This window comes from Streptosporangium sp. NPDC001681, assembly GCF_040298085.1.
Classification (GTDB): Bacteria; Actinomycetota; Actinomycetes; order Streptosporangiales; family Streptosporangiaceae; genus Streptosporangium.
Window position 1 is genome coordinate 18,154 of record NZ_JBEOZN010000065.1, and the last position, 18,993, is coordinate 37,146.

Annotated in this window: 25 protein-coding genes; 12 read left to right on the forward strand and 13 right to left on the reverse strand. The window is 65.0% G+C overall.

Features of this window, described 5'->3' with window-relative positions; translation table 11 throughout:
- The first annotated feature begins 116 nt into the window (after positions 1–116).
- From ABT130_RS26925 to ABT130_RS26940, 4 genes are all read left to right on the forward strand, one after another.
- On the forward strand, positions 117–584 hold the full coding sequence (locus ABT130_RS26925; protein ID WP_350959762.1) for an SRPBCC family protein: 468 nt from the start codon (positions 117–119) through the stop codon (positions 582–584).
- A 23-nt stretch (positions 585–607) separates the two neighbouring features.
- On the forward strand, positions 608–1,177 hold the full coding sequence (locus ABT130_RS26930) for a hypothetical protein (RefSeq protein WP_350959764.1): 570 nt from the start codon (positions 608–610) through the stop codon (positions 1,175–1,177).
- Between the two features lie 320 nt (positions 1,178–1,497).
- The gene (locus ABT130_RS26935) at positions 1,498–1,878 is read left to right on the forward strand and encodes a hypothetical protein (RefSeq protein ID WP_350959767.1); all 381 of its coding nucleotides are present in this window, start codon (positions 1,498–1,500) and stop codon (positions 1,876–1,878) included.
- Between the two features lie 314 nt (positions 1,879–2,192).
- Positions 2,193–2,639, forward strand: coding sequence for a cytidine deaminase (locus ABT130_RS26940; RefSeq protein ID WP_350959769.1), 447 nt, complete (start codon positions 2,193–2,195; stop codon positions 2,637–2,639).
- A 333-nt stretch (positions 2,640–2,972) separates the two neighbouring features.
- On the opposite strand, the gene ABT130_RS26945 is transcribed toward ABT130_RS26940, so the two are convergent.
- Positions 2,973–3,356, reverse strand: coding sequence for a DUF1801 domain-containing protein (locus ABT130_RS26945; protein ID WP_350959772.1), 384 nt, complete (start codon positions 3,354–3,356; stop codon positions 2,973–2,975).
- A gap of 41 nt (positions 3,357–3,397) precedes the next feature.
- Between ABT130_RS26945 and ABT130_RS26950 the strand changes: the two genes are divergently transcribed.
- Entirely contained in the window at positions 3,398–3,673 is a 276-nt protein-coding gene (locus tag ABT130_RS26950) for a nucleoside/nucleotide kinase family protein (protein WP_350959775.1), read from the forward strand.
- Between the two features lie 143 nt (positions 3,674–3,816).
- Here the strand turns inward: ABT130_RS26950 and ABT130_RS26955 are convergent, their stop codons facing one another.
- On the reverse strand, positions 3,817–4,611 hold the full coding sequence (locus ABT130_RS26955; RefSeq protein ID WP_350959777.1) for a phosphatase PAP2 family protein: 795 nt from the start codon (positions 4,609–4,611) through the stop codon (positions 3,817–3,819).
- A gap of 15 nt (positions 4,612–4,626) precedes the next feature.
- On the reverse strand, positions 4,627–5,136 hold the full coding sequence (locus ABT130_RS26960; RefSeq protein ID WP_350959779.1) for a transposase: 510 nt from the start codon (positions 5,134–5,136) through the stop codon (positions 4,627–4,629).
- Between ABT130_RS26960 and ABT130_RS26965 the strand changes: the two genes are divergently transcribed.
- Entirely contained in the window at positions 5,135–5,539 is a 405-nt protein-coding gene (locus ABT130_RS26965) for a hypothetical protein (protein ID WP_350959782.1), read from the forward strand. The genes ABT130_RS26960 and ABT130_RS26965 overlap by 2 nt on opposite strands.
- 110 nt (positions 5,540–5,649) lie before the next feature.
- On the opposite strand, the gene ABT130_RS26970 is transcribed toward ABT130_RS26965, so the two are convergent.
- Together ABT130_RS26970 and ABT130_RS26975 are read right to left on the reverse strand one after the other, a co-directional pair.
- Positions 5,650–6,249 carry a hypothetical protein gene (locus ABT130_RS26970; protein ID WP_350959784.1) on the reverse strand — a complete coding sequence of 200 codons (600 nt, stop codon included), beginning with the start codon at positions 6,247–6,249 and terminating at the stop codon, positions 5,650–5,652.
- A 271-nt stretch (positions 6,250–6,520) separates the two neighbouring features.
- Positions 6,521–7,495: a leucine-rich repeat domain-containing protein gene (locus ABT130_RS26975; protein ID WP_350959787.1), complete on the reverse strand. Its 975-nt coding sequence runs from the start codon at positions 7,493–7,495 to the stop codon at positions 6,521–6,523.
- A 677-nt stretch (positions 7,496–8,172) separates the two neighbouring features.
- On the opposite strand from ABT130_RS26975, the gene ABT130_RS26980 reads away from it, so the two are divergent.
- Both ABT130_RS26980 and ABT130_RS26985 read left to right on the forward strand, forming a co-directional pair.
- Positions 8,173–8,343 carry a hypothetical protein gene (locus ABT130_RS26980; RefSeq protein WP_350959790.1) on the forward strand — a complete coding sequence of 57 codons (171 nt, stop codon included), beginning with the start codon at positions 8,173–8,175 and terminating at the stop codon, positions 8,341–8,343.
- Positions 8,344–8,644: 301 nt separating this feature from the next.
- A complete protein-coding gene (locus ABT130_RS26985) occupies positions 8,645–9,310 on the forward strand; it encodes a DUF6882 domain-containing protein (RefSeq protein WP_350959793.1) in 666 nt (221 codons plus the stop codon).
- Between the two features lie 76 nt (positions 9,311–9,386).
- Here ABT130_RS26985 and cutA read toward each other — a convergent pair whose 3' ends face one another.
- Positions 9,387–9,731 (reverse strand): divalent-cation tolerance protein CutA, encoded by a 345-nt coding sequence (cutA, locus tag ABT130_RS26990; RefSeq protein WP_350914052.1) that lies wholly within the window; start codon positions 9,729–9,731, stop codon positions 9,387–9,389.
- 264 nt (positions 9,732–9,995) lie between these two features.
- Entirely contained in the window at positions 9,996–11,066 is a 1,071-nt protein-coding gene (locus ABT130_RS26995; protein ID WP_350959795.1) for a hypothetical protein, read from the reverse strand.
- A 240-nt stretch (positions 11,067–11,306) separates the two neighbouring features.
- On the opposite strand from ABT130_RS26995, the gene ABT130_RS27000 reads away from it, so the two are divergent.
- The gene (locus ABT130_RS27000; RefSeq protein WP_350959797.1) at positions 11,307–12,425 is read left to right on the forward strand and encodes a DUF5685 family protein; all 1,119 of its coding nucleotides are present in this window, start codon (positions 11,307–11,309) and stop codon (positions 12,423–12,425) included.
- A 4-nt stretch (positions 12,426–12,429) separates the two neighbouring features.
- Here the strand turns inward: ABT130_RS27000 and ABT130_RS27005 are convergent, their stop codons facing one another.
- Both ABT130_RS27005 and ABT130_RS27010 read right to left on the reverse strand, forming a co-directional pair.
- The gene (locus tag ABT130_RS27005; RefSeq protein ID WP_350959800.1) at positions 12,430–12,594 is read right to left on the reverse strand and encodes a hypothetical protein; all 165 of its coding nucleotides are present in this window, start codon (positions 12,592–12,594) and stop codon (positions 12,430–12,432) included.
- A gap of 142 nt (positions 12,595–12,736) precedes the next feature.
- Positions 12,737–13,258 carry a DUF302 domain-containing protein gene (locus tag ABT130_RS27010; RefSeq protein WP_350959802.1) on the reverse strand — a complete coding sequence of 174 codons (522 nt, stop codon included), beginning with the start codon at positions 13,256–13,258 and terminating at the stop codon, positions 12,737–12,739.
- A 303-nt stretch (positions 13,259–13,561) separates the two neighbouring features.
- On the opposite strand from ABT130_RS27010, the gene ABT130_RS27015 reads away from it, so the two are divergent.
- The gene (locus ABT130_RS27015; protein ID WP_350959805.1) at positions 13,562–14,041 is read left to right on the forward strand and encodes an OsmC family protein; all 480 of its coding nucleotides are present in this window, start codon (positions 13,562–13,564) and stop codon (positions 14,039–14,041) included.
- 127 nt (positions 14,042–14,168) lie between these two features.
- Here the strand turns inward: ABT130_RS27015 and ABT130_RS27020 are convergent, their stop codons facing one another.
- The 3 genes from ABT130_RS27020 to ABT130_RS27030 all read right to left on the reverse strand — a co-directional run bounded on the left by ABT130_RS27020 (position 14,169) and on the right by ABT130_RS27030 (position 16,009).
- Entirely contained in the window at positions 14,169–14,570 is a 402-nt protein-coding gene (locus tag ABT130_RS27020; RefSeq protein ID WP_350959807.1) for a VOC family protein, read from the reverse strand.
- Between the two features lie 250 nt (positions 14,571–14,820).
- Positions 14,821–15,240, reverse strand: coding sequence for a protein-tyrosine phosphatase family protein (locus ABT130_RS27025; protein WP_350959841.1), 420 nt, complete (start codon positions 15,238–15,240; stop codon positions 14,821–14,823).
- Between the two features lie 169 nt (positions 15,241–15,409).
- Entirely contained in the window at positions 15,410–16,009 is a 600-nt protein-coding gene (locus ABT130_RS27030) for a hypothetical protein (protein ID WP_350959810.1), read from the reverse strand.
- Positions 16,010–16,193: 184 nt separating this feature from the next.
- Here ABT130_RS27030 and ABT130_RS27035 point away from each other — a divergent pair, with 184 nt between their 5' ends.
- Both ABT130_RS27035 and ABT130_RS27040 read left to right on the forward strand, forming a co-directional pair.
- A complete protein-coding gene (locus ABT130_RS27035; protein ID WP_350959812.1) occupies positions 16,194–16,856 on the forward strand; it encodes a flavoprotein in 663 nt (220 codons plus the stop codon).
- A 488-nt stretch (positions 16,857–17,344) separates the two neighbouring features.
- The gene (locus ABT130_RS27040; protein WP_350914068.1) at positions 17,345–18,034 is read left to right on the forward strand and encodes a hypothetical protein; all 690 of its coding nucleotides are present in this window, start codon (positions 17,345–17,347) and stop codon (positions 18,032–18,034) included.
- 110 nt (positions 18,035–18,144) lie between these two features.
- On the opposite strand, the gene ABT130_RS27045 is transcribed toward ABT130_RS27040, so the two are convergent.
- Positions 18,145–18,693 (reverse strand): hypothetical protein, encoded by a 549-nt coding sequence (locus ABT130_RS27045; protein ID WP_350914070.1) that lies wholly within the window; start codon positions 18,691–18,693, stop codon positions 18,145–18,147.
- Positions 18,694–18,993 lie beyond the last annotated feature (300 nt).

Here is an 18,993-nt window from a genome sequence, read left to right on the forward strand (position 1 = left end):
AACGCCGACCTCCCGAGCTGCTAATGCGGTTTATGTTTCCCGCACGACATCTAGTCAGGTATGGCAGGAAGCAGTCTGGAATATTCCACTGGAGTACGCTGCCTTAGGCTTGACGCATGCCAAGCTTTGAGATTGTCACGCATGTTATGGCGCCACCGGAACGAGTCTTCGGCATCTCGCTGGACGTGGATGTTCACGCAGCCTCAATGGCGGGATCTTCCGAGAAAGCAGTCGGAGGTGTGACCGCTGGTAGCTTGACGCCGGGCGATACCGTTACGTGGCGGGCACGACACTTCGGCATCCGTTGGCGGATGACGTCTACGATCAGCGCTTACGATCGCCCTGACTATTTCGTCGATGAGCAGGTGTCAGGCCCTTTCAAACACTGGTACCACGCTCACTATTTCCAGCCTTACGACCACGGCGGTACGGTAATGAGCGACGTCATTGAATTCGCCGCGCCTCTCGGTCCTCTCGGGAGGATCGCTGAAATGCTGGCTCTCCGTAACTACATGCCCAGGTTGATCCGGGTTCGGAATCAGTACATCAAGCAGGTTGCCGAAGCCACTCTCACGGCCGAGTGAGGATCTCCCGGTAATCTCCTGGCTTGTCCGTCGGTCTTGATGTCAGCATTGCCCCTCGCTACCTGAACAGGATGGTTCATATGGGTCTCTTTTTCGAGTACTACCGCGCTGCCGATCGTGAGGCGGCACTTATTCGGCCAGAGGCTTCCCGCACGATCGAAGAGCCTCACGGGGTTGCTGGGTTCGACGCGGTGGAGACCAAGTGGATCGACCCATGGGGAACCTTAAACAAGCTGGTTGCACTCATTGGCGACGTCGATCTCTCCACGGAGCTGGTCGGCATGGTAGCTCTGTATCCCCCGCTGGAAGGCGCCCCGCAGAGCGATGAGGAATGGGACGCCCTGCCGGAGGACTCACCCTACTTGGATGGGCCGGGCATCGAAGAGCTCTCGGTGAATGTGCGTGACCTGCTTGCTGAGGCCAACGATGCATTGCTGCCGGCGCTGGTGGAGCGCTGGGCGCAGATCGAGGAGTTCTCGCACTTTAGCTCGGTCGACATGGAGTATCTCCAGTCGGTAGCCCAGGAACTGGTCGGGCTGTCTCGCCGCGCGAAGAAGCATGATCAGTTGCTCTACTGCTGGATGTGCGCCTGACCGGGGGACCACCATGTAGATCGGCCAGGCTGCACGTTGGGCCATTAGCGGGCCATTTAAGGGTGGTCGACAGGTGGTGGTCACGGCCACTCGCGGGGACCCTCCGCCCAGCTCACGGCCTGCACAGCCCGAGATCGGGCCGATTTGTAAGCAGGATGTCAGGAGCTCGAATTTCCTAGGCTCCGCCACTCTCGCAACATAGAAAAGCCCAGATCAGGTATGGTTCCTCCCGCCGTACTCAGGCCGCGCCACCGCGGCTCTATGCCATTGTTCGCGAGCACCTATCGCTCGTGGAACATCGTGCTTTACGATCATGTGCTATGTCCGGCTTCGAACCGACTCCTCTTGACTATGTGGCGAGATTCCTCATGCATGATCCCTGGCCGCTCTACTTGTCGGTTATTCTCCTCCCCCTTCTGATCACGCTTGTCTACCGCGTTCGCAAAAACTCGTGGCCCTCAGTGCTTCGAGTAGTTGCGATGACTTCCCTGGTCATCGGCTTTTGGATGGTATTTCGCGCTCTCTACGGGTATGAATTTGGCCTCAACATCGCCGCCATGGATGTTCTGATCAATGCCGGAACAGCGCTTCTCATCGGAGCCGGCGTCTGCATACTGGCTGAGCGACGTCGTGGTGAAGTGCCTCCGACGGGGACACTTCGGCTCCAGGGGGATCGCCAAGAGCATGAGCCGGGTTTGTAGGTGGTTGGGTGCCGGATCTTCCTGCCGCCGTCATCCCAGGGCAAGCCGAGCAGACCGGGAGCCAGGGCGTCAAGGTCGTTCGTCCGGTGGGGCGATTCACCTCGGCACCCTGGCTTTGGCCCGCTCCCCGGTAGGTGGGACGACGGCGACGGGAAGAGCCGGCGGGGGGCGTGCGCGCCACGCGGGACCATGAGCGAGGTGACCAAACTGCCAGAGGCCTATTTCTGGGAGCCAACGTGGGAGCCAAAGGGCTGTACGGTATGACTACCTTTGTCCTCGCTCTGCCAGGTTGCTTGATGTGTCAAGATGCTGTCATGCAGCTTGATCAAAAACTTGTCGACGCGGCTGTCGCGCAGCTGGATCGGCGATGGCCTTCTGACGAGCAAGGTGGTGCGGCAGCCGTCTACTTGGATGATGGGCAAATCCTCACCAGCGTCGGCCTGGACAACCTCAATGGCGGCGTGTCTCTGTGTCATGAGACCGGTGCCATCTGCCAGGCCTACACGCTCGACAAGAAGGTCACCGCCTCCGTGTGCGTGTATCGGGACCCAGGACGTGAGCGCGTCCTCGTCCTTCCTCCGTGTGGCATCTGTCAGGAACGCTTGGCCTTGTGGGGGCCTGACGTCCAGGTCGGCGTGCCCGACGAGTTCGCCGTGACGGGATGGAGCGTTCGCACTCTTCGTGACGTGAACCCGTTCTACTGGGGATCGCAGTTCACCGATGATGGGGCCTGGCCGGGCCCTGAGGCCCACTTTTCCTGACAGGAAAACGAGCCACCTCAGCTGGAACGCGGTAGCGAACCCCTGCACAGCACGGTGGGTCACCGACGAGCGGGTCCCCAGCCCCCGTCACTGCCCTTCCACCCCGCACAACGCGATACTGACACAGCCCCGACCCGGCTTGCCCCTGCTGCGCTTTCCACCACGTGCATGGTCTCAGCGTTCAGGTTCGAGGCCCAGTTCGGCCGCGCCACCTGCCGTACTCCCCGCACTTCTCAAGCTGACAGCACGGGTTCGATCCCCGTCACCTGTTCTCAGAGCGAAGGCCCAGGTCAGGGGCGCTTTTCCGGCCCGAGCCTTGAACATTTCCCGCCTCTACGCCCGAACCCATTGGTTCACTAAGGACACCACCGCCACCTGCTGGGACTGGACGGCTTCCAGATCTGGGAACGTGACGACACCCCGGTCAGGTGCGAGCCACGTCATGAGACCAGTGGGATCTTGAAAGGCGAACTCGGCGCTGTCGGCTCGGACCTTCGCCCCGCGGTGGAAGATGAGTTGCAGCCGATCACCCGGCCGGAGCCGGAAGGTCACCCGGTCCTCTCCGTCATAGCGGAAGCTCGGGGCGTTCCATTTCACATGCTCAGAAATATCCGTGTTCGACGCCAAAATCGCTGATCTCAGCTGTTCAACACCCGCCTTCAACGGGTGATCGAGGGCCGTCATGAAGCGGTCAACCTCGCCAGATTTGTTTTGCACCTGCCGCTCCTCCCATACAACGTCAAAGAGCATAGTTCCGCATGCAGCGACCGTTGGCGGCAGCGCTGACAGCAACCAGGGACGATCCTGGCGCGTTCTGTCTCGGAGACATGCACGGGATGATTAAGGGTCGGGGAGATGCTTCCGCCCTGTTCAGAGGCCCTGTCGCTGCTTCGAACTCTGAAGCGGAGGACCTCCATCGCGGGTGCTACCTGCTGGCCGAGCGTCTCTATGTCGCCGAGGTCGGCCCGCTGCGCTTGGCGGACGTGGTCATCGACAACACGGTCTTCAGCCGACCGCAGATCATGCAAGGCTGATCGCCTGTTGAGGTCGACCAGTTGGGCAAGACACCGATGAGCGCATCGGCGGCCACACCGGCCCGGAGCACGGCGAGATCCGCCTGATCGAGGTGAGCAGGCATCCGGGCAGTGCCGGTTCCCCCGCAGCTGTCCGCAGGCGTTCAATCCCGAGCACGCCGGCGTTCGGCGAGGTGGCCCCACGCTGATACGACAGCGATGGAGACGGCCAGCAACACGGCGCTTCCGGCGATGTCGAGGACGTAGTGGTTCCCCGTGATGAGCACGACTACCGCCATACCCAGCGGAAAGAGCCACGACAGCAAAGCCGTTCGCGGATGGGAGGCCCGCAGCGCGCACCACACGGCATACGCGCACCACAACGACCACCCCACATGCATGCTGGGCATCGCCGAATACAGGTTCTGGCCGTTCTCGATCTCTCGTGAGGCATGGCCGCCCAGGATGTCGTGCCCGGCAATGATGTCGACGACGCCAGGTAGAGCGAACCGTGGGGGCGACATGGGCAGCGCCCAGAAAACGGGCAGCACGAGGACGGCCATCGCGACGAGGGTTCGGCGGACCTTGATGTAGACATCGGCGTGCCGGACGAAGACCCACACAAGCACACCGATGATCGCGAGGTAGTACAGGCGGTAGTAGTACACCGCCGGTTGGATGAGGGATGGATTCTCGGTCAGCCACTGGTTCGCCCTCAGCGCGATGTCCAGGTGGAAGGCCCGCTCTATGGATTGCAGGGCCAGAGCGTTGGCGGTGGCGGCTGCGACGTCCTTCCCGGCGGCGGCATGAAGCCGTGAGAAGAGCAGGATCACGAGCAGCAGACCAGCCACTTCGACGAGGGGTGCGGGGCGCCCACCCGTCCTCCCGGCCAGTGCGGCTGACCGGGCCCATGCAACCAAGCGCGATAACCGGCTGGCGGCCACCTCAAGCAGGCTCACGCGGGTGACACTAACTCACCCCGTTTCGGCATGGATCATGTCAGCTGAAAGAGCCTCCGGCAGGGGCGCTACCCACTCGTCCGGATTGGGCTCGGGCGAATACGGCGGCAGGAAGAACGGCGACAGCCGACCCTTGTCCGCATCGACGAACTGCTTGACCTTCTTGGCCCGGTGCACGCGGGAGTTGTCGACGATCAGGAACATCGGGTGGTCGGCATCGGCGAGCAGGCGCCCGCAGAATCCGATGAAGGCATCGGCGTCCGGCCCGTGGTCGAACAGCTGGAAGCGCAGCTCGCCGCGGGGACTGACCGCGGAGATCATCATGACCGGGCGGCGGGCTCCGGTCGTGGCCACCACCGGGGTCCGCCCGACCGGCGCCCACGTGGTAGTCGGTGCGTTCCGCCTCTGCATCCATGTCCAAGCGAGTTGCAAGCAGCCATCGTCAGGCTGGATGTCACAGGGCCGGTAGGCCTGTCGTGGGCCGTGTGGTCCCCGATCCCGCGTCCGCGTGACAGGAATGGACATGACCGCGTCGGAGCACGAGTCGTATGTGCCCAGAAGGCTTTCCGACCCCGCAGACGATCCACCACGCGAGGAGCCGCAAGGCTGCCGCCGGATCCCCGCGATACTCGTCACAGCCGTGATCGTTGTTCTGATCGCCCTGGTGGGGATCACCTTTTGGAAGAAGCCCGTAGCCAGTGGCGACAACCGGTCGACCGCTCAGTGCGTGGACACGAGCTCACGTCAGGCTGACGGCACCCACCGGATCGTCGACCGCCGCAAGTGCGAGAGTGATGAGGCCCAACGCGGCCAGTACCGCTGGCAGAGCCAGGGCAAGACCTCCGACTCCGGCCGGAGTCGCAGCGTGCTACGCCGAATCGGCGATTTCATCGGTTACCTGTTCGGCGGAGGCGGTAGGCGCCGTTGAACCTCGTCGGTTCGTGACCGCCGCCGGAAGAGTCGTCCTATGCCACCTCGACCATGGTGGCCGACCTGCCCCTGAGGTGCGAGGAGCCCGCCGGGCGATCGATCACGACGTCAGCGGGATGACATGTGGGGTGCCTCGTTTGCCGCACTTGAGGGCTCTGGGACTGAGCTGTCCTTGACTTCTCCTGCTTGTGGAGGCTCCGACCGTCCATGTTTGAACGCGATGACCAGGAGAACGGCGCCGAGAAGGTAGGCGAGGCCCAGCCAGACGGAAGAAGGCGGGGACCACGGGCCCTGGGTGGGAGGGTCGTCACGCTCGCCGAAGATGACGGAGATCTCACCGGACGCGAAAACCCAGTTGGAGAGGGCCGTACACAAAACGTTGACCGTCCCCAGGGTTGCGATTACTCCGGCTACCAGAAGACTGATCCGCCCACTCCAGCGATTTCTCACCGCTGCCGCCAGGCCGACCAGGATCGGCAAAATCGCGAACACCAATATAAAGGCGTCCACCGTAAAAAGCATCTTTATCAGCCATATGATCTTGATGTCCAGGATCAGCGCAAGATGCGGTAGGCCTATACCGCTTCGGTCGAACATGTCTTGCCCGCAGTGGCCGGTGGATTCGCTGACCCATCCGCAGTTGGAGATGAACATGGTCGGCAGGAAGACGGCCACCGCTGCCAGACACCACCAGATACGGGCTTTCATCTCGATGCCCTTTCAACTGCATAGACATTATGCGTAATGGCCAGGGCAAGATTATGGCACGGAACTCCACGGTTGCATATTGAGTTGCAAATCCAGGTGGTCGGACAGGTCGCATGAGATCCGCTCAGAGCCGGGCCTGAACTGGGCCGAATGGATCCGGCCGAGTGCATCGCCAGAGGCCAGGGTGTTTCCGGGGCCGGCGTCGATGCCTCTGAGCGGCCACACTGCGACGTTCCGGCCAGAGCACGCGGACGGGTGAGGCCGCAGAGTCTCATCTGGTGTGGCCGGTAAATCTTTCCTGCCATTCGGGCAGGTCGGTCAGCCGGTTGCCACGCAGGTCGAGCTCGGTCAGGCCGGTGAGGTTCCCTAACGACTCGGGTAAAGCAGCCAGCAGGTTATCGCGCAGGTCGAGCCGGAGTAGGGCCGTAAGGTTTCCCAACGACTCGGGCAGGGCGGTCAGCCGGTTGCGGCGCAGGTTGAGCTCGGTCAGTGCGGTGAGGTTCCCCAGGGAATCGGGGAGGGCTGCCAGTTGATTGTTGTACAGGTTAAGCCGGGGGAGATTGATGAGTTTCCCCAACGACTCGGGCAGGGCGGTCAGCCGGTTGTGGCGCAGGTTGAGTTTGGTCAGTGCGGTGAGGTTTCCCAGTGACTCGGGTAAGGCTGTCAGCCAGTTTTTGTGTAGGTCGAGTTTGGTCAGTGCGGTGAGGTTTCCCAGTGTCTCGGGTAGGGCTGTCAGTTCGTTGTTGCGTAGGTCGAGTTGGGTGAGATTGGTGAGTTTCCCCAGTGTCTCGGGTAAGGCGGTCATCCGGTTGTGGCGTAGGTCGAGTTTGGTCAGCGCGGAGAGATTTCCCAGCCATTCCGGCAACGCCTCCGGGCCGCGAAAGGACAGATCGAGCGTGGTCAGGGCGGTGAGGTTCCTCAGCGACTCGGGCAGGACGGCCGTCTGGTTACCGCGCAGGCTGAGCGTGGTGAGAGCAGGGAGGTTCCCCAGCCACTCAGGAAACCTCTCCAGGCGGAGGTGTGACAGGTTGAGCGTGGTCAGAGCGGTGAGGTTCCTCAATGACTCGGGCAGGACGCTCAGCCGGTTGTAACTCAGGTCGAGCTTGGTCAGGTGAGTGAAGTCGCCGAGCAACTCGGGCAACGCCTCCAGGCCGAGATTGGACAGGTGGAGGCTGGTCGATCCGTTCTGTAGGCGTTTGCGGATCCGTGCGACGGCAATCGCCTGTCCCGTCTCGGACCACGTCATGATCTTCCTTTCATCATCGCTCGTGCCTGGGCTGGTTCTCCTGTCCCGCCGTTCTTCGGCCCGTTCCCTCGGTGCCGCTTCCGTCAGGAGCACTGTTGACGAGGCTAAAGACCGAGACTGGAGACCAACTTGTAGATCAGTGGGGCCTGGTGGGTGATCGCGTTCCGGAATTCCTCGGCCTCCGCGACCGCCTGCCTAGCGGCCGGCGCGGAGGCAGGTCGGGCCAGGCAGCAGACCGCCGCTTTGGCCTGTCGCTCTCACCATCGCGATGTCCAGGTCCATGAGCGTCGATCCAGGACAAAAGACTCAGGTTCATTCCCGGCGCCGACATGCCGAGGTCAGGTGACACATCCGCCTGGAGCGGGGCGTGAGGCGACGCGCGGTGCCAGGCCGGAGCGATCTGGTGAGGCCGGATCTGGGCGGGATCGCCGGACGCAGGCGGCAGGGCGTCCGCCGAGGTAACGACGCCGGTAGAACGGCCTGGGCCTGCCTGGAGCAGCGTTGGGCGGGCACCAGCGATCGCCGAGCCTCGCGTGGCGCGCCGTACCCGTACCGCGAAGTTGCTCCTCCGGAGCGGTACGGGCCCCGGTCTGCCGCGGATCGCACCATTGACTTACAAGTGGGTTTCCAGCGGCTCTTGATTTGATCCTGGAGTACGAATTGTTGGAGGGAGAATCATGAGGACCCTTGTCAGGCGAGTGGCCGCCGTCGCCGCTACCACGACGGTGGCGTTGATGATCGTTGGCTCCGCGACCACGGGTGTCGCTCAGGCCCAGCCACGCGACCTTGATTGGTACCCGTGCACCATCGACGGTAAGCGGATGATGTGCTCCGACGGCCCGTTCTGATTCTCATCAGAATGGTTGCCTAGGCGGCAGTGATGAGTGTCCTCTCGTCGTCCGGAAGATGACAGGACGCAGTTGAGAACACCTTTGGTCACACACCGAAGCCCCATTCCTTGAGGAAGGAATGGGGCTTCGGCCTTCAAGGCGGGGGACCTGGAAGCCACAGTTCTACGGACGCCGCCGCATCGTTTCGTTATGGCCAAGCCGGAGTGTCGCACCAGGATGACCGTGACCCGAGAAGGGCTTGTCATTCACGATCTGGCAATGGTGTCGCTCTTCGCCGTATCACCGAAAAGGTTTACTTTTGAATAACCTGCTCCAGCATCTCTCACGTTCTGTCGCCTCTTCCCTGGCACGCCAGTTCGCCCTGATCGATCTGCTTGGCGACCGCCATTGGGCTGTGGATACCGGTGCGGGAACCATCACGTTCGGCGAGGACTTCAGATTCCCGATCCAGTTTCTGGGGACGGAAGGCTACCGCGATCAGACCTGGCTCTGGGCGTGGGCCAACACGCAGAGCAATCTCCCGCCCAATCTTCTGCGCGCCGCCAACTGGTTGCAGGAGTACGGGCGGCAGCAGCACATCCCGGAATTGACCAAGGCGACGCTGCCTCTCGACCAGGTCGACGGGCACCTGCTCGCCCTGCTGTCGGCAACTCTGACCGGGCTCTGCTACTACCGTGGCCCCTACCAGGGCGGGGCCGCTTTCCTCCTCCTGGAGGCCGTACCGGATTCGGTGCTGATGCCCGCACAGCCCGAACGCGTCGTCTCTGTCCTGGCCCAGGCCATTTCGACGTACGAACTCGACCATCGAACGCTGGTCGAGAGCTTCCTGACTCAGCAGGGCTGGCATGTTGAAACAACGGCGACGGTCATTGCCGGTCAGCACTCTGGCGGATCAGACCTGCGCGTGGAGTTCGATGGCCAGGGGCGGATCAGTGACATGCAGAGCACGCTTAAGTCCGGCTGAGCTCGTACCGGCTTGCCGATGTCAACGTCGGCGCAGGCGGCGGCCATCCAGCCCCCGGGCGGTCGGTACGAAACCTCTACTCGCCGGAGGCCGGGGACGTCTCCCGTCTGACCCAGTCGAGGTAGTCGGTGTTGCCGACCGTCAGGGGGACCGCGACGATCTGCGGCACCTTGTAGGAGTGCGACTCCCGCACCTGGCGGGCGAGGTCCTCGAACCGCTCCACGGTGGTCTTCATCAGCAGCAGTAACTCCTCGGAGCGCTGGATCTCGCCCTCCCACCAGTAGACGGACTCGATCGGCGCGATGATCTGGCAGTCTGCGGCCAGTCGCCGGCCCACCACCGCCGAACAGATCCGCTCCGCCTCCTCGCGGCTGCTGGTGGTGACACGAACCTCGACACAGTCCGAAGCATTCTCGACCATGCCAACACCCTGCCGAATCATCCCCATGGGGATCAAGAGCGGCACTCCGCGGTCAGGAGTCCTGAATGTCGTCGATGCAGCTGGATCGGTGGCAAGCACGCGTCACGGCGACGTGATCATCCTCGGCGAGGACATCAGGGGTCCGGTGGCGGCACCGAGCCTCGCCGAGGACGGGTTCGCCGGACTCGGCACGGACATCCGACCGGCGTCGGATGATCCGCATCCCGGGGCCGCCCTCGAACCTCGAATCGGAAAATCAGCAGGTCAGGAGGGTGACTTCAGGGAGTCGCCCACGAGGTCCGAGGGATCGAGGGCTGCCGACGGGTCGAACAGCCTGGGCAGCTCGCCCGTGGCCAGCATCTTCAGCACCAGGGTCACCGGCCCGTCCTGCTTGATCTTCAGTGTGGCCCGCAGCACCGTACCGTCCCCGGAGCCGACCTCGTCGTGCGCGATGTCCTCGACGAGGTCGGACAGCGGCATGCCGGACTGCGTCACGGCCTTCGTGGTGAACTTCCCGGTGAAGGTCTCCTTCACCTTGGTCCCACGGGGCAGCACGCACACGACGTTGACCGCCTGGTCGGTCGTGGCCGCGGGGCGGCGCAGGCCCACGCCGTACAGCGCCACGGCCGTCGGCGCAGGCGGTGCCGTGACCACGGCGGCGACCACGTCGCCCAGACACCCGGCGATCGCGGCGTGATCGGGGTCGGCTGCCAGGGAGGGGCCGCCGCCCAGGGCACTTGCCACCGGATCGGCCGAGGCTCCGGACACCAGCACCGAATCGGTCACCACCACCTGGTTGAGCCGGTTGAGCAGGCCGAGCTCGCTGGTCAGCACGCTGTCCGGGTCGATCGCGCCGTCGGCGGCCAGCGTCAGCCCCTGCTGTCCACCGATCGTGCGCGGCTTCGCCCCCAGGGCGGTCAGCTTGGTACGGATGGTCGCTGCGTCCTGCCTGCCTTCGATACGGATCGCGGTATTCGGCGGGTTACCCAAGGAGACGGCCCGGACGGCTCCGTAGACGTCGATTCCGGTCTTCTCGGGGAGCAGCCGTGCGCTGCTGCCGAGCGCGCCGAAGCCGAAGCCGATCGCCGGCAACCAGCGTCCCTCCTTCTTCTCCGGGCCGCTCGCGGTGACCACGCCCAGCTCGCGCCAGTGCGTCATCTCCCCGTACTCCAGGTATTCGGCGGCCGGTCCGCCGGCTGACAACGCTTTCATCATCTCGCGCAGTCCACCGGACTCCTCGATGCCGGTGGCCGGGGAGGCTGGGGGCCTGGCACCCGGGGTGGCCGGGGCCGGGTCATCCGTTCCGCCGCAACCCGCCATGACCATGCCTGACATCGCAAGAAGCAACCCGAGCCCACGCACATTCGGAACCTTAGCCATTGACTGCCCCGGCCGCCACCGTGAGCAGGAGGGTCGGTGCTCTTCTCATGATCTCGTTCCTTCGGGTTTGTGAACGAGATCATCATCCGGGGAGCCGCTGGTATTTGGGTGAGAGATCGCTGCAACCGCCGCGTTGCAAGTGTGTGGCAAGTGGCGGCTGGCAGGCTGGATGATGGACATTCAGGGAAGGGGCCTATGTTTGGGATTGTTCGCCCATGCCGGCACGGGATGTGCGGTGGGCTGTTCAAGGAGTGGATGGCGCACCTGTGCGGGCTCTGCCTGGCCCTCAGGGATGAGCACGGGCACGCCTCCCGGCTGGTGACCAACTACGACGGTCTGCTGGTGTCCGTGCTCACCGAGGCGCAGGCACCGGCCTCCTCCCCGCACCGGCGTGCGGCGGCCTGCGCTCTGCGCGGGTTCAAGGGCGCCGACGTCGTCGAGGCCGAGGGGGTACGGCTGGCGGCCTCGGTCTCGCTGATCCTGGCCGCGGGCAAGGTCAGGGACCACGTCGAGGACGGCGACGGCATCTACGCCCGCCGGTTGGTGGCGGCCGGCGCGGGGCGGGTGGCCGCCCGCTGGTCGGCCGCCGGATCGGGTACGGCCTCCGCCCTCGGATTCGATCCCGCCCCGCTCCTCGCCGCGGTCGAGGAGCAGACCCGGCTGGAGCGCCTGCCGAACCCGAGCCTGCTCCAGCTCACCGCCCCCACCGAGGCCGCGGTCGCCGCCGCCTTCGGGCACACCGCCGTACTGGCCGGCAAGCCGCACAACCGGGAGACGCTGGAGGAGGCCGGGCGCTACTTCGGCCGTCTGGCGCACCTGCTGGACGCCGTCGAGGACCTGGCCCGCGACCGCGACCGCGGTGCCTACAACCCGCTCGTCGCCTCGGGTACCGACCTGGCCGTCGCGCGGCGGCACTGCGACGACGCCGTGCACGGATTGCGCCTCGCGGTGGCCGAGCTGGACCTGGAGCGACGCCCTCTGGTCAACGCGCTACTGGTCAGGGAGACCGGCCGCGCCACCGGCCGGATCTTCGGCGAGGCCGAGCAGGAGAGTCCCGAGGCGCCCCCGCGTGATCCGCGGCTGAAGCCGGATCCCGGCGGGCTGTTGTCGCTGCTGTGCCTGTCGGCGGCCTGCTGCACCTGCGGGTTGTACCGGCCGCCGTGGGACGAGGACCGCTACAAATCGTGCGGTGAGCGCTGCGACGCCGGCGGCTGCGACGCCTGCGGGCAGTGCTGCGATGCGTGCTCGGGTTGCTCCGACTGTTGCTCCGGCTGTTCCGACTGCTGCAACTGCAACTGCGACTGTAACTGCTAGTGCTTCATTCATTTTTGGGTGGTCGGCTCATGCCGGCGTGCTGTCGGTCGATCGACAGGTCATCGCCTGTGACCGCATCCGCCAGAACACGCCGTTCACCGGGATCGTGGCACAGGCAACCGAGATCGGCTCGGCGCATACGGCCAACCTGCTGCTCCGCGTCGAACACGACGTCAACACTCGCGGACTCGGCCCAAGAGCTGCGCCGGATACTGAGCTGACTGTCCGATCTCATCGGGCCTGTCGACCTACGCGTTACGAGTCCGTCGCTGCGTGCCGGTCGTCGTGCCCCTGGTCCTGGCGCAGCCTGCTCACCGCGTCGGCTTCAGCTCAGCGGGCGGCGTCGCCCCCATGGCCGTGAAGAGTTCGGCGAGCAGTCGGTCGAGGTGCCGGCCGACTTCGGCGATGGCGGGATTGTCGTAGGTGGAGAACAGCGTGCTGGGCTGGTCGACGGCCAGCCGGGTGCGTTCCTCGGCGTCGGCGTAGATGACGGTGCGCAGGGGGGCATGGAGCATGACCGACGGGTCGTGGTGGAACATGCGCTCGGCGATGGTGTGGTTGCCCATCAGGTACTCGGTGCATTTCCAGCCGGACGGCGATCCGGCCATCATGGCGGTAACGTCAGATTTCCAGTAGATCATGAAGCCGTGTGGCGCGTTGGTCGCGGCGAGTTCAAGGGCAGCCTCCCAGTTGGGGAGTTGCTCGAACCGGGCGATGTCGGCGACCGGTGTCAGCTCTTCGTAGCGGCGTACGGCTTCGTCGTAGCGTTGCGGGAGCGGGACGTCGAGCCGGCGCACCTGGTGGATGACGACGCGAGTGTCTATCGAGGTCACAGCGGATCATCTCCTCGGGCTCTGCCCGCTACCTGCGGACCCGAGTAACAGGTTGTCCATGTCGAGCGTTCTGAGACCAGCAGGCTCGCCGGATGTCGTATCAGCGACAACAAGAATCGGCTGTCCAGGACAAACCATCAAAACCAACCCGACCGTGCCGTTTTGAAGTGACACGAACCGCCACTGCGACCGCGCTTCTCCCCCGATTCGGGCGAGACCGTACACCGGATCATGACGCCGAGCGCCTTTGCGCATGCCCATGAGCAGAGAGCGTGCTTTCCGAGTCTTCTAAGCTCTGAACCTATGGCGACCACGCATACCTACGACGTCAAGGTCGAGTGGACGGGCAACCTCGGAGCAGGCACGGGCGGTTACCGGTCCTTCAGTCGTGATCACGAAGTGTCGGCGGACAATAAGGCCGCGATCGCCGCCTCCTCGGATCCCGCCTTCCGCGGCGACCCCGCGCGCTGGAACCCCGAGGAGTTGCTCGTGGCCTCCGTCGCTCAGTGCCACATGCTGTGGTACCTCCACCTCTGTACCGTCGGCGGGGTCATCGTCACCGAATACGAGGACCATGCCCATGGGGTTATGACGATGGACGAGAGCGGTGGCGGAGGCCGGATCACCGAGGTTGTCCTGCGTCCCGAGGTGACGGTCGCCGACGTGTCGATGGTGGAGAAGGCCCGCTCGCTGCACGACGACGTACACGCGGTGTGCTTCATCGCCCGCTCGGTGAACTTCCCCATCACCCCCATGCCGGTAATTCGGGTCCAGGAGGGATAAGCGTGGTTCTGGACCTTGACGGGCCGACCGGCACCTCTCCGCGAACTTACGCGGAGCAGCACCAGGATTCGGGAGCGGGGCTGCTCAGGCGGCTTCATCAGGCTCAGGGAGCGGGCGGACAGGAAGATCAAGCTGGATGCACGCTGCCAGGCCGGCCACGGAGCAGGCAGAAGGGGTGGCCGGCCGGGTCGGCGTAGATGCGCCAGCCGCGGGTGCCGTCGCCGGTGTCCAGCAATGTGGCGCCGAGTTGAAGGACCTGCTGCTGGGCTTGGTCGAGGTCCGCGACGTCGATGTCCAGATGGAACTGCTGCGGGTGGGCCGGGTCCGGCCAGCGCGGTGGCCGGTACTCGTCCACGCCCTGGAACGCGAGGACGAGACCTGAGCCGGTGTGCAGGGTCGCCCAGGCGTCGTCGAGCCTCCATCGGGGATCGGGCCGGTTGAGTGTGCCGCCGAGGAGTGACTGGTAGAAGCGCGCCAGAGCAAGGGCGTCGGGGCAGTCCAACACCACGCACTGCAGGTTGCCGATCATGTTCTCCCCTTTCGGAATGTTGCCTCCTGCTCCGTTTGATCGTTGCTGGGCGTCCGGAGACGAGCAACTCGGGTCGGTTCGCTGCTCGTGGGGCGGACTGTCGGCGGCTCCCGGCAGTAGTTCGTCCTCCATGGCGAGGTGACCCGACCGCGGGTGGCCCGGTTCCCGTTGAGCCTCATGTGCACGTGGTACCGGGCTGGTCAGGGGCGGCCGAGAACCTCTCCGGCGAGATGCCGGGTGGGTGGGCCGCCTATCGGAAGCGGGAGACGAAGCGGCGTTGCCATGGTGTCTCGACGGCGCGGCGGGCGTAATGCTGCCGGACGTAGGCGACCGCTTCGTGGCCCGGTACCCCGTCCAGTACGGCGAGGCAGGCCAGTGCGGTGCCGGTCCGGCCGTATCCACCACCGCAGGCGATCTCGACGCGCTCGGCTTCGGCACGTACCCATGCCTCGCGTAACGCGTCGCCGGCCGCCGTACGGTCGGACGGCAACCAGAAGTCGGGCCAGCGGAGCCACCGGGTCTCCCAGGTGACGGGGGGCGGCTCATGGCCCAGCAGGTAGAGCGCGAAGGTGGGCGCGGGACCTTCGGGGAGCGGCCGGCGCAACCCCCGGCCGCGGACGAGCCGACCGGAGGGCAGTCGCAGCACGCCCGCCATCGTGGGCTCCCACATAGCGATCACGGCACGAGCCTAGCTTTCTCGCCCGGTCAGTGTGCTGACCGGAAGCGCTCGCCGTACCGGCGCACTTCCTCGGCCAGGCAGGTCGCAGTTCGGTCGTGTCCCAGCGGCATGTACGCCCCGCCGAGCCGCGGCATCGGGAATGTCACGCAGGATCCCGAGCTCATGAGCGGGGAAGGTCGCCGTCTGGAACGCTGGGGCGGCTCACCCGCCCGAGTCCCGGCGCCTCAGTGCGCGCGTGATGACGGGTGACGGCCAGGAAGTACGCGGCGAAGGCGTACGCGGGGCCGTAGATGAACGGCGGGATGCCGACTCCCGTGCCGTTCCGGTGGCAGGAGTAGCTCTCGGTGAGGTCGGTGAGGTCGGTCGGTGGGCACTGGGTCAGGTCTGACCAGGGGCCGACGATGTTGGCGGCGATGTTGATCACTGCGAGGACGCTCAGCACAACGACCACGACCCGGGTGGTCCGGCCGTGCAGGCGTCGCCGGAGCAGGGCCGCGACCGCCACCATCAGGACGGGCAGGGCGAAGGCCAGCATGACCACTTCGATGTCCCACAGCACCCGCATGACGTCGATGCCCGCGGAGCCGAAGTGCCCGATGCCGAGGCCCTGGGCCAGCGGGTAGATTCCGATCCCGTCCCCGACGTGCATGTCGTAGTAGAAGAGGCCGGTGCTCGCGATGAGATCGCTGCCGATCCGCGCCATGACAGAGGGGAAGAAGGCCGCCAGCGCAGCCGCCGACCACCAGGGCCATATCCGCATCTGTCTCTCCAGGAGCCGAGCAAAAGCCCAATACGAGATCAAGGGCTGGAATCATTTCATGTCGGTCGCCGGGCGGTGTGCCATGCTGCCGGCGACGCGGCCTGAGCGGGGCTGCGGGCTCGGTCCCTACTGGGCCGAGAAGCTGATGCAGGTTTCCATATTTGGAGTCGGCGCATGAGAACTCATGCTGGACCTCATCTGGTCGAGCGAGCTGGGCGGTGACCCGGCGGCACCTCGGGTGCGTCAGTGGTTTTTCGGCTACCGGCAAGAGGATGGTGCACCAGTGAGCCAGTCCGGCAAGGTCCTCTACGTCATCGTGTGTGCCGCGGGCGGCGCCGGTGACGTGGGACGTCTCGTCGCCCTAGCCCAGGACGCGGGCTGGGCCGTCCAGATCGTCGCCACCCCGTCCGCACTGGACTTCATCGACGTCCCCGCCCTGGAACGGCAGACCGGCCGCCCCGTCCGTAGCCGCTACCGCAAGCCGGACGAGCCCAAGCCGCCGAGGGCCGATGCGATCATCGTCGCTCCCGCGACGTACAACACGATCAACAAGTTCGCCCAGGGGATCGCCGACACCTACGCCCTCGGCCTCCTCGCCGAAGCCCCCGGGCTCGGTATCCCCGTGGTCGTACTGCCCTTCGTCAACGGCGGCCTCGCCTCCCGCGAGCCGTTCCGCCGGAGCGTCGAAAGCCTTCGGGCCGAGGGCGTCCCGGTCCTGCTCGGCTCCGGTAGGTCCGAGCCGGACATGGCCGCCGCCGGAGGCGGGGAAGCGGAGAGCCATCCCTGGGCACTTGCCCTCGAAGCCCTCGTAGCCCTCGAAGAAGCCGGGCGGCGCCGTCGCGAGTGAAGTGTGCGAGACCACGGAAGCGGCGGTTCCGGAGGGCGGCCGACCGTGGATCGCCGCCTGAGAACGATCACGCCCGGGGATCCGGCGCCGTGTGCCGCGTCGATTCCTGGGCCATCACGTACCCGCGATCGTCGCGGGCCGCGGTATGCGCGGTGCGAACCGCCATTGATTTTTGTGATCCCCGGTCCGCTTCAGGCATTCTTCGAGCGGTCCACTCATATACGACGGGGCTTCCCCTAGAATGATCATCAAAAAGAGGTGATGATCTGGAGGGTTTGGGAAGAGAGCGGTTCGGTGTGGTGGTCGATCCCGGCCTGTCCCCGGAGATCGCGGGTCTGCTCCGTGCGAATCCATCGCTGCTGGCGCGCATACGAGCAGGTTGGAGGCCACCGGAAGAACCACAGAAAAAATCCGCGGCCCCCCTGGCCGTTGGCGGCATGCTTGCCGCGGTCGGCCTTTTGGTGGCGCTTTCCTTTGGATGGGGAGCCATGGCCGGAATCCCGCTGTTCATCGTGCTCGTGTGGTTTCTTTCCGCCGCGATCAGGGCCGCGGGGGAGGCCGAGGAGAGCGTTACTCCGGAGCGGGAACTGTACGGTCTCGCGCACCGCCACCGGGATTCCTATTTCCTCTTCGACGACTTCGACGCCGACGCGAGGCGCCTGCTCGCCCGGACACGGGCGGCGGTCGGTTCCGTCCTGCGATCGCGGGTCAACACCGAGGGACTGCTCGACGTCGCGCGGAACGCCGTCATGCTGCCGCCGCAGGAATGGGAGATCGCGCGCCTACTGGCCAAGCTCTCCTCCCTCCGTGGAGAGCATCGCGATCTCATGCGTGGCGGGGTCACCCGGGAGGTGGCAGCCGCTGTGAAACCGCTGGAGCGAGCGCTCGCCGGCAGCGAGGGCGCCGTCATCGCGAAGGTGGAGGCGCTCGAACGGTACGCGGCTCACGTCGCCGACGCCGAACGTGCCTACCGGGCCCGCGACCAGATCGAGGCGCTGGTGGAGCGGCTGCCCCGTTATGAGGAACTGCTCGCCGAGTCCGGTGCCGACGCTCTGAGCATGCCGGAGATCGGACATCTCACGGGGGAGGCCGACGAACTGGAGCAGGCGTTGCGTGCGAGCATCGATTCGGCGCACGAGCTCTTTCTCCATCTGGACGGTCCGGAACAGTCCGGATGAAGGTCACCTGCGGGTCCTGCCATGAACGGGCGTGAGAAGGGCGCCCCTGGTCGGCTCATCTGACGGCCATCGGCGCCGATCCGCGTTCAGTGGAACCACACATAAAAGATTTATCCCATATCGTCCGCTTGCTCCATGGATTCCATAATGTCGGCGATCATGCGAATTGCCGTGGTTTCGTCATTGGTTAGATGGTTGATGTAGTCGGCCAGCAGGACGAGGGTCGCTTCCAGAGCGTTCATCTCGGCTTCGGTCCAGGGCCCGTACTGCTTGCGCCAGAGCGTCGGGCTCAGGCCGATGGCGCTGGCGGTCAGCATGCCCGCCATGGCGGGGATGGCCTCGGGTCTGACGCTTACCGTCATCTTGCGCATGCTGCCGATGACGTAGGGAACCACGGATTCGACCACGTCACGGTCCTGCTCCTCGTGGGCCTGGCGCAGCCACTCCATGTACAGGTAGACGAGCGTGCAGGCACCGTCGAGCACGTCACTGGCGTCTTTGCTGGAGAAGGATCCGAAGAACTCGTCGATCAGCTCTCGCTGCTTGGGATCGGCCTGAGAGACGCCCTCGCGGATACGGGTGAGAAGCGAGTCGACGTAGAGCAGCGCGGTCCCTACATCACCAACGGGGGCATATTCCGGGTCAAAGGAAGACAGCATCGCTACCTCACTTGGGGGTTTGATATCCGGCCTGCCATACCGGGCAGTTGTGGCAACGTCTCTGTCGAAAAGTACTCCCTTAGGAAGCACCGCAAGGCGGATATTCACGCAACCGAGCAAGGGAGGATCAGGGCAGAATCCTGAAAACGTGATGATTTCCTAATCCTCCGGCGCCGGAGATCTTCCAGGTCGGCCCGGGAAGGCGTCCGTGTCCTCGTGGATTGGTTGGGAGCCACCGGGCCGGTGCGCTCGGTCCCGCGGACCTGGCGGACAGGTGGTTCGCCGAGCCTGGACCTTTCG